Below are 13,335 nucleotides of genomic sequence, written 5' to 3' on the forward strand. Positions count from 1 at the left end.
AGTCTGCTAGATTTGTCTAACAGGTTATTGAAATATTTAAGAATAATATTTTTATCAATGACAGATTTTATGATTTATTCCTGCTTTGCCTCTCGCCATAGCGCTGGCATTTCGCTCTTATTGATAGGGTAAGATAGGTTTATGGTTTCAGTTTTACAGATTTTGTTGTGTATATGAATGAGATTATGAGAAACTGTTAACGTCTATCTGCGACACTGTCCAATTTAACAGTATAGATACTTGAGGTTATTGCATTATTTAGCAAATTGTATTTAGTAAATGAGGATGATATGGCAATAAAAAGAATTAAGGCATTTTTCGAATTTGAGGCAGCAGGCGGTATCATTTTAGCATTGGCTGCCATTGCTGCAATGATCATTGCTAATAGTCCCCTCAGCGTTTGGTATGAGGCTTTTATTCATGCCCCTGTATCCATTCGTATTGGCGAATTTGGTATTGCCAAAGATGCCAGTCATTGGATCAATGATGGTCTGATGGCTATTTTCTTTTTCTTAGTCGGACTTGAGCTAAAGCGTGAAGTCTTGATTGGTGAGCTCTCTAACATTAAGCAGATTATCCTGCCTGCTGGAGCGGCACTGGGTGGCATGATTATGCCCGCCATTGTCTATTTGCTCTTTAACTATAATGAACCTGATTTTTGGAAAGGTTGGGCGATCCCTGCGGCGACAGACATCGCTTTTGCTTTGGGTATCTTAAGCCTGCTTGGCAATCGTGTACCAAACTCATTAAAAGTGTTTTTGGTGTCTATTGCTATTTTTGATGATATTGGTGCCATTTTAATCATCGCCTTATTTTATACCAACGACTTGTCACTGGGCTCATTAGCTGTCGCTGGTTTGTGTCTGCCGTTTTTATATTTACTCAATCGTCGCAATGTGACGAGCATCACCCCTTATCTACTCATCGGCGTGATTATGTGGATTGCGGTACTCAAATCTGGTATTCATGCGACATTGGCAGGTGTGGTGTTAGCGTTATTTATTCCTATGTTCGATCGTACTGATCCTGAGCACTCGCCAGTAGAAGAGCTAGAACACGATCTACACAACACCGTTGCCTTTGGTATTTTGCCCCTGTTTGCGTTTGCCAACTCGGGTATCTCGCTCAAAGGTGCAGGCTTCGCTGAGTTATTTCACTCAGTACCGCTAGGTATCGCCGCCGGTCTTTTCATCGGTAAGCAACTGGGCGTAATGATAATGTGCTGGTTAATCTTTAAACTTGGTATCTCGACCATGCCACGAGGCATGAACTTTAAACAAATCTACGGTGCATCATTACTATGCGGGGTTGGTTTTACCATGAGTTTGTTTATCGGTGGCTTAGCATTCGCAGGCGACACAACCTTATTCGATGAGCGTTTGGGTATTATCATGGGTTCAATTGTCTCTGGTATCGCCGGTTACATGATGCTCAAAGCAACGCTAAAAGAAGACATTAACAGTACTTCGGTAGATCTGACCCGTCATTAATTCGATTGATGGGTTAATGAGGCAATGAGGTAATTGATAAGCAACAGACGCACGCGATAGATGATAGGTGTAGAGATAAATATGAACAAAAAGCACAATGGTTTAGATTTAGACACCTATCGTCAGTCGGCAACTTCTTATCAGCGTCATGGCCGTACCACTGCTGTCGATGATCATAGTGACTTACAGGTCCTAAAGCGCATTAAGCGTTATTTATTACCAAAAGACTTTGCCATCTCGCAAGACTTATTAAACGAGATAGTCGCGGGCTATGATATCGGTGATCCACTCGCAGATACTTTAGCAGCTGACGGTATTCGTTTTTCTAAACCCTTACAGCACATCATTCTTGACGATACTCCAACTCATGACCCCATAGCCCACCCTTCGTTTAGCGCCTTAACTGAACAATTTAGCAGCCATCCAGATTGGTTTGATCCTAAGCTTGCGCAAATTGGCGCAGTCGCCTATCGACGTTATCCGCTGATGCTTATTTGGCTACTTCGTAACGTCGCGCTGATGGCTGGCTATAGCATCCCTGCCCTTTCCTTGCCTTTGATTCAAACCGGTGCTTTGATGCACGATGCGCTACCGCGCTTGATGCGTACTTATGCTTATATTCTAGCGGTCTCTGAGCATCCACAATCAACTGCAAATATGGCTAACGACCGCCAGCCCATCGAGCAAGTGCTAGCGATTGGCTCTGAGGGGTGGCGGCAGTCCATTCAGGTACGGCAAATCCATACACTGGTGCGGCAAAACCTGCTTAAAGGTAAAGGCAATGCTGCTAAGGGTATCATAGCAAATGCCGACCAGCATCATAATCCAGATGGCAGCTGGAACACAGATTATTGGGGTCTTCCTATTAATCAAACCGATATGATTGCTACGCATTTGCAGTTTTCATTGTTGATTATGCGCGGCCTACGCCTACTGGGTGCACGCATCAGCCCTGAGGAAGCAGAAGGGATTTTGCATTTATGGAATCTGGCCAGCTACTGGATGGGCGTTGATTTAGAGCGCTTGCCAAAAGATGAAGCGGCTTGCTGGGAGTGGTTATATACTTATTTATCGATTCAACAGCTTGATTTTAAGATGGGACAGCCATTAGCAAAAGCCTTGCATGATTTGCCGCGTCAACTCATGGGAGAAGACAATCGCCGTGGACGTTTCGTTGAAATGGTCAATGCCAGTGTGACACGGACGCTAGTCGGTGATGATATCGGTGATGGCTTGGATTTGCCCAAATCAAAAATCCGCTTTGGCGTCTTATCTTCAGTACCGATTCTCTTTGCTCTTGACACTGCCAGACAGCACAATCAAGCCGTCGCAAATAAATTAGAAGCGTTCCGTGCCAAACGGCAAGACAATATGAATTGGTGGCTCAAAAAAAATGATGACTACTATAAGTAATGATGGATACTATTTTTATAATAAATCCGCGAAAAATGTGCTGGTGAGTGGTTCTTTTTAAGACATTTTAAGCGAAAAACTCAACTGCCCTGCGTGTTAATTGCGCGTATCTTGTATACGGTAATACCACTCAAGCTGCCGATCAAACCCCGTTTCTAATAAGCTAGCGATGACTCGTCCTGTTAAACCCCATACTGTTTCACCATCCACTTGCCAGCTAGGCGTAAGGATGGTCGCCATTTGATCTTGCATCGCATATTCTATCGCATACTCTACGGTGGGCTGAGTTAATAAGGTTTCAAAATCTGCCCAAAAAATACGTGAAATTTCGCCAAGCTCAGGTACTAATATTAAATCTGGCGCAATAAGCGCGACAATCGGACGTACACTCATACCGCTTTTAGATGTTTGGATCGGCAATTGACCGAGTAGCTGGACTTTATTGGGTGGTAGCGCCGTCTCTTCGCAAGCCTCACGTAATGCGGTAACGACATTGTTGCCATCGCCAGCTTCATGCTTACCGCCTGCACAAGATACCTCGCCAGCATGACTATTCATGTGGGCAGCACGGCGTGTCAATAGCAGCTTAGGATGGCGTTCATGGGTGATGGCAACCAATACTGAGGCATCGGCAATGGGTGTCTGATATAAGCTGTCTAAAATGCGAGTGCGACGAGAGGTGCCACAAGCATTGTACATTGCTGGACTGGTGACAGCATTTAATGTCTCATGCTGCACTCGCTCTGCCAATTTTCTAATAGTGGGATAACGAATAAAGTCTGGCACAGCGACTGACAATTCATCAAAACTTACAGACTGCGGGGGAAGTAACATTATAATTGCCTTGTATTTTTATCAGTATAAAGCTTTGTCACAATAAGATATTCATAAAAACAATAGTCATAAAAACAACGGTCATAAAACGATAGTTATCATCATCAAATCTATAAATTTATCATTAAATTATTTAATAATTTCTAGGGTGTGTCCTCATTTTAAAAATGGTGATAAAAATTAGGTAAATTGCCGTCAAACAAGGAACATAGTATTGAGGACATGCCCTAGAGCGTGTGCTAATTAAAGACCCAAAATAATGTCTCAATCTAGATTAGCGCAATCGCCTGTTTACTGCATGCTATTTATGTGACTGCCTATTTGTATCACAAGAATTAATTGAGAGCCTTTGTTTTATAGCAAAAAATAACGTCTCTGCGGTGAAATGATATAGTCAAGGAATTTTAGAATCGCTAAAAGGCGATCGACCGCAGATAGTACACTGAGTACATCTAGGACGGGTAACACCGTAGCGGTTTAAAAGTGCTCTGACTATACATTACTGTTATCATCATTCTGTGCAAAGAAAATATGTGCTATCTTAAGGTAATGGCTATTATTTACGATCGTACGGCAGCATGACTGTTGCACCCTAAGTATAACGCTGCACACCCAAGCTATTACAGTGACACCCCATATCCTTTCTTATCATAATAACAAGGCAGTTTATATGCGCTATTGTCTACAATGTGGCCACGAGGCTGAACGTAAAATACCGGCCACCGATAATATCCCGCGTTTGGTCTGCCCAAATTGTGGCTATATTCACTACGAAAACCCAAAGGTCATCTGTGGCTCATTGGTCGTTCACAAGGGCCGAGTACTGCTATGCCGCCGAGCGATTGAGCCACAATATGGCTTATGGACGATACCAGCAGGCTTTATGGAGAATGGCGAAACTATCGCTGATGGCGCGGCGCGTGAGAGCTTTGAAGAAGCTGAAGCGGTGGTGACCAACCCCCATCTATACTGCCTCTATGATATCCCTGATATTGGGCAAATTTATGCGATTTACTTGAACGATCTCAAAGATGGCGCTTATGGTATTGGCTCTGAGAGTCTTGATTGTGCGTTATTTAGTGAAGAAGACATTCCATGGGATAGCATCGCCTTTGAAGCGGTACGTCGCACGCTAACCAGTTACTTTGAAGATCGTAAACAATTCGATAGCCATGATAAATTCCCCGTGCATCAAGATTACATTGGCAAAGACCAAAGCATTAAACGGTATTAATTGAGTGCCTAGGCACAAAAAAGCCAAGCGTGATGCTTGGCTTTTTTGTGCTTCATGGTAAGTCTGACCACCTTAGCTTTTTATTTTACAAACTTCAAAACCAAGATCTTTTACCTTTTCTTCTTTGTCATAAGGCGCTAAGACTGCACGCACATGTTTTTGCCCTTGCAAATATTGCTTGGCAACGCGCTGCAAATCATCAATAGTCACGGCTAAAATTGACGCACGCATTTTACGCTGCCAGTCAGCACCGCGATGATGCAGGTCAGAAAAACATGCTTTGATCGCTTCGCCTGCTGGAGATCCCGGTTTGTCCATACCGGAGATAATACCCAAGATGGCTTCTTCCAATTGCTCATCGGTTTGTGGCTCATTTAATAACCATTCGATACTGGCATCAAAGTGAGCAAAAGTCTCAGCACACTGCGGATCACGGTAGCTAAAGAACTTAAAGGCGCAAGCATTGGCATCGTAGCCCGCACCGCCACCATAAGCACCGCCGCGCTCACGGATGGCGCTATGCAAATAGCCATTGCGCAAGTAAGGCGCTAATACCATCAAGGCTACTGTGTCCGGATGATCAGCCGCTGGAACCGTATAGGCACTGGCATTGTGATAGACGTTGGTCGGCACTAACCATGCCAAGTCCTCAACATCGAGTGCGACACCACTTTCTAACGATTTGACAACATCTTTCTCACCATTTAGTGCCGCATCAAGTTGCAACTCAGCAAATTCGCTCGGGATATTGTCTTCAATACTAGCATCAGAGTTGCTTAGCTGCGCGGCAATACGTGGCGCTTGGCTGTCTTTCCAGCTATCGACAATCAAACTGCTTAAGCGTTCAGTTTGCTCGGCTTCACAGATGATGACGGCATGCTTAGGGAGGCTGATGAAACGTTGATGTAAATCCATCAAGCTAGTGGCTAATTTATCCCACTGCGCATCATCATTACTGGCATGGGTTAAAAAGTCCTTTAACGCGTTCAATGCTGGCAGACCACTGCGTACATACTCTAACTGCGCTTGACGACTCATACCACGACTGGCCGTTTGCATGGCATAAGCATGCCCTGAACCGGCAAGGTTTGATTGCCAGCCTGCTTGACGCTGCTGCAAAATCTCTTTGATACGGTCATGCTCCGTAAAGACGCTGTGCTCCATCACTTCTTTGAGCAAATCAATCGCCTCAGGCTTACGATTAAGCGCGCGCGTTGCCACCACAAAATAACTGCTGATAGACTGGCTGTCATCGATATTGGTACGTTGGCTGATACGCGCTGTCACACCTGACGAATGCGCCGCTTGCTTGGCTTGCATTTCATGGGCGCTTAGCGAGTCGGTACCCAGCTCAGACAGTAAGCTTAAATAAATAGGAAGTAGCGGATGATTAATGACTTCATTGACGGGTAACTCGCTTGTACCTGCATTACCAATCGCATCGGTCAACGGCACAATTACTTGATAATAATACAAGCCATTGGTGCCTGCTTCATATTCAAATAAGGTGCTGTCTTGCCCGCTCAAATTTACTTGTTTTTGCTTGCCTTGCTTAAAGCTGATATCCGTCGGTACGTCATCCAAGCCAACTTTTGGCAATAAGCTCAAATCATCTGGTGCTGCTTGACGCGCTGCCAAATCCAATGCTTGCTTGTGCAAGATGGCTTTATCATCAGCAGTCAAATCCATAGCGATAGTGTCGAGACGCGTTTGCTCAGCTGCCGCTAAACGAGCAGTTTTTTCGCTGTCTGGTGTTAGGGTCACGCGCACGCGGTGATTGTTATCCAGTAGATGTATTTTGATTAAGTTGGGCAACCATTGCTCGTCTTTTACTTGCTCACGCAGCCATTGTAGATGCTCGTCCACTTCCCACACATCGATTGGATTGCCATCATGAATGGCGGTACTAAAGCCTTCTAGCATGAGATTCAAACCATAAGGAATGCTGTCACCGCCGATATGACGCTGATCTATCTCAATCTGATGCAGGATGGTTTCAATCGTTTCGTCATCGACTGGTGAGCTTGCAACTTCGGTCAGCAAATCTATGATGCCTTGCTCTACCGCTTCGGCATGCTCTGGATTTGAACCGCGCAGACCCGTATAAAAGACCATTTCGTAATGGCTGTCATCAAGCCCCAATAGCGGACTTGGTGCTTTGCCGAGTGGATGGCTGTCCAGATAAGCACGCAACGGCGAGCCAGCATGTTCAATCAACACGCCTTCTAGTAGACGCAAAGCAAGGCGCTGCTTGGGGTCGGTAATCGATGGCAATAACCACGCCACAACATGATGGGTTTGGTCAGGGCCAGCTTCGTCAGCGGTATAAGTGTCGGTGGCGCTAATGGGTGCAGACAGACGCTGCTCTGGACGCGATACATGCTTCTTGCCCGCCTGAAACTGAATCAAGGCATCTTCATGGATTTTCGCCTGCGTCTCAGCGACAGGAATATTACCAAAACTCATAATCACACTGTTTGATGGATGATAATGGCTTTGATGAAATTCGACCAGCTCATGATGGGTCAAGTCCGGAATATCAGCAGGCTCGCCGCCGGAATTGTAATGGTACGTCGTCGTTGGGAAGAGATGATGGGCAACGGCATGATACAGCTGATCAATCTCGCCGCTCATAGCGCCTTTCATTTCATTAAAAACAATGCCCTTAAATTGCGGCTTGTCATTTTCATCTAACTCAACACGAATACCTTCTTGAGCAAAATCAAGCGGATGAATATTCGGGAAAAATGATGCATCAAGATAAACGGCAAGCAAGTTGAAATAGTCATTTTTGTTTTGTGTGGCGTACGGATAAGCCGTCCAATCAGCAGCGGTCATCGCATTCATAAAGGTATTGAGCGAGCGCTTAATCATCGAAAAGAACGGATCACGCACAGGGAATTTCTCAGAACCACATAAAGCCACATGCTCTAAGATGTGCGCTTCGCCTTTTGAGTCCATTGGCTGAGTGCGAAAGCCTACCAAAAATGCATTTTCATCACTCGGATGTGCTAAGTGATAATGCATCGCACCAGTCTTGACGTGCTGACTGATCAGCACATCCATCGATAGCGCCTCAATATGGCGATGTTCAATCAACTCAAATGCGGAGTGCAATGTTAGGTCAGCGGTAAATGCGGTGTCAGTCATAGTTGTCCTTAGCTCATTATGTAGATAATGCCCTGTAGTTCAGGGTAAATAGAATGGTAACAATGTGCGTGATAAAATGATCATTAAAATTTAACGCTCAAAATTTTATCGGTTGTATGGTGGGTAAGCTATAGCAATGAAAAAATGGGTCTAGCGCTAATAGATGGGGCTAGCAAACAGAGAAGTCAAGGCATTATCCTAAGAAAGAGCAGCGCTGATATAGTCAAATCCATATAAATCCGCTACATCGTCATCCTCGCTAAGCATACTAATGTATAACTTGCGCTCGGTTTCCTTGTATCGAAATTATTTGAGTTCAGCTACAGTACAACCAGGAAGGGCAATACCTTAGTGGTTTAAAAGTATGCCGACATTACTTAACAGCAGTCATTAGTAGTGCTATAGTTAAGACTACTTGCTACGAGGAGCACCTCATGAGTTACCAACATATTTTACTGGTTACCGATTTGTTATCTGATGCTGACACAGTGGCGCAAAAAGCCAAACAAATCGTCGATAACCGTCCGGGTTCTAAGCTGTCTGTACTGCATATTGTCAAAGATACGATGGTTGGTTTTGGCTATGAGCTGGTGCCCGCCTCTAGCTTATATGATCAGATTGACGATGAGCGTTGCCAAGAAGCACGAGCCAAGCTAGCACAATTTTTAGAGCGTAACGGCTTAACCGCCGTCAATGCCGAGGTGACCACCGCCATCTCTAGTAGCGAAGGTATCGTCAATTATTGTCATAAGCATGACGTTGATTTACTGGTTATCGGTCGTCATGAGCGCCATGGTATCGTGGCATGGCTTAGTGGGGCAACAGCAGATAATATTTTGCCAAATGTCCCCTGCGATAGCTTAGTCGTGAGACTGGATAAGCCAGTTAATAAATAAGCGCTCACCTTTCAATAAACAATGCTTAAGTGTAAAGGTGGCTTAGCTTTGATGAGTTGACTTGAGCCGCTTATATTACAAGCTGAACATAACATTTTATAAAACGTCCTATAGTCATGGCTATGGGACGTTTTTTATTATCTGTCTCTAACTATCATTCTGATGTCAAAATATCAATAAAGCTTTGCCAAATTGGGCTTTGATGGCGGGCTTTATGCCACACTAGCCACCAAGTTCGCGACAAATCAATGCCTGCCACTTTTACTTGTACTAACTTACCGCTGGCCAATTCTGCCTCAATCACGTGCTGTGATAGACAACCCAGCCCAATATCGGCACTGACCATATGCTTGATCGCCTCCGATTGCTGAATGGCCATGATAACTTCGGCATCGGGCATATGCTGTAATAATTGCTCGTCGATAATTTGCCGAGTACCCGAACCTGCTTCTCGCACCAATAATGGTAATCGTGCCAGTTGTTCAATACTAAGCTCGTAGCAATTATCCACATCGTTATATGCTGCCATATCTGTCAGCCATTTGCTATCGCGTTTGGCAAAGACTATCAAGGTGTCCGTTCGCCATGCATGCTGCTCAATGACTTTAGTATCCGCAGGTCGCGGCATCCCTTCTACTAGCGCAATATCTATATTTAACTGCTCGACCTCCGCGACTACCTCTTGGGTATTGGCGATATAAGTGTTCACATTTGCATCTGGCAAGGCTTTATATAACTCAGCCAACAGCGGTGGCAATACATAGTTGCCTATGGTCGTACTCGCGCCAATATGAATCTGTCCTGCTTGATGCTTGTGATAATGTTCAAGCGTCAGTGACTGCCCCAAAATTGCTTGCGCTTGCACATAAATAGGATGGGCATTGGAATGCTGATTGAGCCGACGCCCAACGCGCTCAAACAACGGCATTTGCAATCTGGATTCGAGCTCAGTCAGCGCGCTACTGACTGCTGACTGTGATAAATGCAGCGCTTCACTGGCACGGCTGGTGCTGCCTGTCTGATAAATACTCACAAATACCGCCAATTGTTTTAGCGTAATCTTCGGTAGCGTCTGCATCGCTTTTTTCATTAATTAATGACACCTTATGCCCGTCTTTTAGGACTAATCTTTTAATATCAAACGGTCAATACAATCCTATTAACCCAAATTTTCGATAGTTTGTATCTTATTAATCTGTTTTTATTATAAATCAGCTTATCTTATACTGTCTATTCATAAGTTTATGCTTATGTCGATTAGCAATAATAGGATAGGTCTATCATGCATGCTTTTGCCCACTCAGTGAATCGTTACTTTCCAAACAGTCGGCACTTAGCAGGATTGGTCGTGGTGCTGGTCGGTAGCTTATTTTGTTTATGGCTCAATACTGGTCTAGACACTTGGTCGAACGGGCGCATCGTCGGACTGTCCTCTTTAACATTGGCAATTTTGCTCGGTATGGTCTTAGGCAATACGGTATACCCTAATTTCGCCGAGCAGCTAAATGCTGGTGTATGCTTTGCCAAAGGTCAAATCTTGCGTTTAGCGATTATGTTTTATGGGTTTAAGCTAACGATGACCCAAGTTGCTAGCGTGGGTATGCCAGCGATTATGACGGATGCACTGGTACTGACATCGACTTTTTTATTGACCTATTGGCTGGGTACGAGATGGCTAAAAGTCGATAAAAAAACGACTATATTGATTGGCTCAGGCGCTAGTATTTGCGGGGCAGCCGCAGTGATTGCCGCAGAGCCAGTGGTAAAAGGAGAAGCGCATAAAGTTACTATCGCTGTGGCAACCGTCGTCGTCTTTGGCACTATTGCGATGCTACTCTATCCATTCCTATATCATCTTGGTTGGTTGCAGCCTTGGTTAAATGCTCAGCAATATGGCATCTATACTGGCTCGACCATACACGAAGTCGCGCAAGTCGTGGTCGCAGGTAACGCGATCAATCCTGAAGTTGGCAATACAGCCGTCGTGACTAAAATGATACGCGTCATGATGCTCGCCCCTTTTCTACTGATTTTATCCTTTGCTTTGACCAAGGGTGATAATGATGGTCATGGCGAAAAAATATCATTTGTAGACCGTGTTAAACAAGTCAATGTGCCATGGTTTGCCTTTATTTTTATTCTTATCGTCATACTGCACACATGGATACCGATGTCTGACAGCTTTGAGCAAAGTATGGTCATGTTTGATGATGTTTTGCTAACGATGGCGATGTTTGCACTGGGTTTGACGACTCATCTGAGCGCGATTAAGCAAGCTGGCGTGAAGCCACTGATCTTGGGTGCTATTATGTTTGCTTGGTTAATCATTGGTGGCGGTCTGATTAATATTGGTATTAGCTCTATCTAATAGATTCACCACACTCTTTAAAAAAAGGCCTTCAACTATTTATAGTTGAAGGCCTTTTTAATATATAGTCAAAATACCCTAAAAACGCTACGATACTGCCGATATCAATTTTTTGTAGCCTCTGTCTGCACAGGCACAGCAAGCAAGAAAAATTGATATCAGCAGTGCGTGATGGTTCGATATTACTTTTCACTGACTATATTGTTTTATCTAATACTAAATGACAGACGAAAAAAAACGAACCCGAAGGTTCGCTTTTTTTTCATCTTGCTCTAAGTGTCTATAAAGACAGATTAGATAGCAACGATGTTATGGGCTTGTGGGCCTTTTTGACCTTGAGTTACAGTGAACTCAACTTCTTGGCCTTCAGCTAAAGTTTTGAAGCCTGAACCAGTGATTTCGCTGTAATGAGCAAAAACGTCTGCGCCAGTTTCTGGAGCGATAAAACCAAAGCCTTTAGCTTCGTTGAACCACTTAACTGTACCTTTTTGAGTATCTGACATATTGATAATCCTACTTTTTAATTTATTAATGGCCTAGTGACCGGTAACGCTTGCAAATAGCTACTGAACGATAAATATTAAAACGAAGGATTATAACTAATACTACGAGGTAATGATTTGGTGCAGAACTGCTCTTAAGCTTGGGCGTATTATAAGGGGTACATCCTAGTATCGCAAGTCTTATCTGACATTTCGTGTAACAAAGCCGTTTTATTAGTCATTTTTAGTTCAAATTGCAACGATTTTAGGCATTTGGCAAGCGGAACAAATACACCGCAACCCCACTACAAACAGTGGCTACCGCCCATGCCACCCACATCGTATCGGCTGGCAAGCGATAAAATAACATTGCCGTCGATATAGTCATCATTATCGTGGCTAACCACTTGGCATAGAGGGGTACGGCATGATTATTTTCCCAATCACGGACAAATTTCCCAAAGTATTTGTGATTGATCAGCCAAAAATGGAAGCGTCGTGAGCTGCGTGCCCAGCACCCTGCTGCCAGTAGTATAAAAGGCGCAGTTGGCATCACGGGTAACAGCACTCCTATAATACCCAATATAAAAAATACCCAACCCAGTATGACAAACGTCCAACGCACTGCGGGGCTTCTCGATTGATTGGTATTAGGTCTATAGTAAAATGTTTTTTTATGATTGGTCATATAAGTAGTGTCATTCAACGATGCATCAGTTGGGGTAAGTAGCTACTGATTTATAAAATAGCTACCTATATAGGTAGCTAAGCATGCGATATTGCTCAAAACGGTACAAGGCTATTTTTACGAGGTTTTTGCTATCAATAAGTATGTTTGGTTAGTGGTTGGGTAAGTGAGTTCACAACTTTTGACTGAATTTTTAGCAAAAAAACCCGCTCACAGTATAAACTATGAGCGGTTTTTTAGTTTTAGTGACAAGTGTCTGATTGATTTATTTCGTGACGATACCAAGTTGCTTGGCTTCTTTTAGCCACATTGGAAACTCTTCTAACATGTTTTCATACAAGGCTTCTTCACTGATATCATCCAAACCGTCTAATTCAAAAAAGTCGCAATTATCAATCGCGCGCCCTGCCATGTCGTCGAGTTTTTTTAGGATGCCATAACCACGACCACCCAAGCCCACGAACTGCCAAAATATCGGCAGCTTCGCGGCTTTAGTCATAATCTTACTAATGCCACGAGTGTAGCGTACGCCGCCATCACTAATAAACAAAATATAAACGGGTATGTTAAGTCCATCGTTTTTATAAAACTGGGTGACCGCTTCCATCACTCCAGCTTTATATAAGCTGTATGTTGCAAATCTATCTAAGACACCTGCGTTATCTTCGATTTGCGCCTAGTCTGGAATCCGCTTTGATAAGCTAGCAACAATTAGCAGTGCCTATTTGTGAAAGATCAAACACGCCCTATTTATCAGCAGTCTTAATATCTAAACCATTA

At 43.9% G+C, this 13,335-nt stretch carries 11 protein-coding genes; 5 read left to right on the top strand and 6 right to left on the bottom strand.

Features of this window, described 5'->3' with window-relative positions:
• Nucleotides 1-290 precede the first annotated feature (290 nt).
• Together nhaA and ACMFL8_RS12310 are read left to right on the top strand one after the other, a co-directional pair.
• Complete coding sequence (gene nhaA / locus ACMFL8_RS12305) at nucleotides 291-1,490, top strand: Na+/H+ antiporter NhaA (RefSeq protein WP_210540486.1); 1,200 nt, start codon at nucleotides 291-293, stop codon at nucleotides 1,488-1,490.
• An 81-nt stretch (nucleotides 1,491-1,571) separates the two neighbouring features.
• Nucleotides 1,572-2,903 (top strand): oxygenase MpaB family protein, encoded by a 1,332-nt coding sequence (locus ACMFL8_RS12310; protein WP_413191142.1) that lies wholly within the window; start codon nucleotides 1,572-1,574, stop codon nucleotides 2,901-2,903.
• 96 nt (nucleotides 2,904-2,999) lie between these two features.
• Here ACMFL8_RS12310 and ACMFL8_RS12315 read toward each other — a convergent pair whose 3' ends face one another.
• A complete protein-coding gene (locus ACMFL8_RS12315) occupies nucleotides 3,000-3,737 on the bottom strand; it encodes an NUDIX hydrolase (protein ID WP_413191143.1) in 738 nt (245 codons plus the stop codon).
• Between the two features lie 670 nt (nucleotides 3,738-4,407).
• On the opposite strand from ACMFL8_RS12315, the gene ACMFL8_RS12320 reads away from it, so the two are divergent.
• Nucleotides 4,408-4,971, top strand: coding sequence for an NUDIX hydrolase (locus tag ACMFL8_RS12320; protein ID WP_010201656.1), 564 nt, complete (start codon nucleotides 4,408-4,410; stop codon nucleotides 4,969-4,971).
• A gap of 72 nt (nucleotides 4,972-5,043) precedes the next feature.
• On the opposite strand, the gene ACMFL8_RS12325 is transcribed toward ACMFL8_RS12320, so the two are convergent.
• Nucleotides 5,044-8,121, bottom strand: a complete 3,078-nt coding sequence (locus tag ACMFL8_RS12325) for an insulinase family protein (RefSeq protein WP_413191144.1) — start codon at nucleotides 8,119-8,121, stop codon at nucleotides 5,044-5,046.
• 434 nt (nucleotides 8,122-8,555) lie between these two features.
• Here ACMFL8_RS12325 and ACMFL8_RS12330 point away from each other — a divergent pair, with 434 nt between their 5' ends.
• A complete protein-coding gene (locus tag ACMFL8_RS12330; protein WP_010201658.1) occupies nucleotides 8,556-9,017 on the top strand; it encodes a universal stress protein in 462 nt (153 codons plus the stop codon).
• 154 nt (nucleotides 9,018-9,171) lie between these two features.
• Here ACMFL8_RS12330 and ACMFL8_RS12335 read toward each other — a convergent pair whose 3' ends face one another.
• A complete protein-coding gene (locus ACMFL8_RS12335; protein WP_413191145.1) occupies nucleotides 9,172-10,107 on the bottom strand; it encodes a LysR substrate-binding domain-containing protein in 936 nt (311 codons plus the stop codon).
• A 192-nt stretch (nucleotides 10,108-10,299) separates the two neighbouring features.
• Between ACMFL8_RS12335 and ACMFL8_RS12340 the strand changes: the two genes are divergently transcribed.
• Nucleotides 10,300-11,385, top strand: coding sequence for a YeiH family protein (locus ACMFL8_RS12340; protein WP_413191146.1), 1,086 nt, complete (start codon nucleotides 10,300-10,302; stop codon nucleotides 11,383-11,385).
• A gap of 293 nt (nucleotides 11,386-11,678) precedes the next feature.
• On the opposite strand, the gene ACMFL8_RS12345 is transcribed toward ACMFL8_RS12340, so the two are convergent.
• From ACMFL8_RS12345 to ACMFL8_RS12355, 3 genes are all read right to left on the bottom strand, one after another.
• Entirely contained in the window at nucleotides 11,679-11,888 is a 210-nt protein-coding gene (locus tag ACMFL8_RS12345; RefSeq protein WP_010201661.1) for a cold-shock protein, read from the bottom strand.
• Between the two features lie 244 nt (nucleotides 11,889-12,132).
• Nucleotides 12,133-12,555, bottom strand: coding sequence for a YbaN family protein (locus tag ACMFL8_RS12350; protein ID WP_201591952.1), 423 nt, complete (start codon nucleotides 12,553-12,555; stop codon nucleotides 12,133-12,135).
• Between the two features lie 265 nt (nucleotides 12,556-12,820).
• A complete protein-coding gene (locus tag ACMFL8_RS12355; RefSeq protein ID WP_413191147.1) occupies nucleotides 12,821-13,162 on the bottom strand; it encodes a VWA domain-containing protein in 342 nt (113 codons plus the stop codon).
• Between the last annotated feature and the right edge of the window lie 173 nt (nucleotides 13,163-13,335).

The sequence above is a fragment of the Psychrobacter sp. AT9 genome (assembly GCF_047272965.1).
Taxonomy (GTDB): Bacteria; Pseudomonadota; Gammaproteobacteria; order Pseudomonadales; family Moraxellaceae; genus Psychrobacter; species Psychrobacter glaciei.

Coding starts and splice junctions, on each gene's coding strand:
- nhaA (WP_210540486.1), top strand. CDS start 291: ATGGCAATAAAAAGAATTAAGGCATTTTTCGAATTTGAGGCAGCAGGC.
- ACMFL8_RS12310 (WP_413191142.1), top strand. CDS start 1,572: ATGAACAAAAAGCACAATGGTTTAGATTTAGACACCTATCGTCAGTCG.
- ACMFL8_RS12315 (WP_413191143.1), bottom strand. CDS start 3,737: ATGTTACTTCCCCCGCAGTCTGTAAGTTTTGATGAATTGTCAGTCGCT.
- ACMFL8_RS12320 (WP_010201656.1), top strand. CDS start 4,408: ATGCGCTATTGTCTACAATGTGGCCACGAGGCTGAACGTAAAATACCG.
- ACMFL8_RS12325 (WP_413191144.1), bottom strand. CDS start 8,121: ATGACTGACACCGCATTTACCGCTGACCTAACATTGCACTCCGCATTT.
- ACMFL8_RS12330 (WP_010201658.1), top strand. CDS start 8,556: ATGAGTTACCAACATATTTTACTGGTTACCGATTTGTTATCTGATGCT.
- ACMFL8_RS12335 (WP_413191145.1), bottom strand. CDS start 10,107: ATGAAAAAAGCGATGCAGACGCTACCGAAGATTACGCTAAAACAATTG.
- ACMFL8_RS12340 (WP_413191146.1), top strand. CDS start 10,300: ATGCATGCTTTTGCCCACTCAGTGAATCGTTACTTTCCAAACAGTCGG.
- ACMFL8_RS12345 (WP_010201661.1), bottom strand. CDS start 11,888: ATGTCAGATACTCAAAAAGGTACAGTTAAGTGGTTCAACGAAGCTAAA.
- ACMFL8_RS12350 (WP_201591952.1), bottom strand. CDS start 12,555: ATGACCAATCATAAAAAAACATTTTACTATAGACCTAATACCAATCAA.
- ACMFL8_RS12355 (WP_413191147.1), bottom strand. CDS start 13,162: ATGGAAGCGGTCACCCAGTTTTATAAAAACGATGGACTTAACATACCC.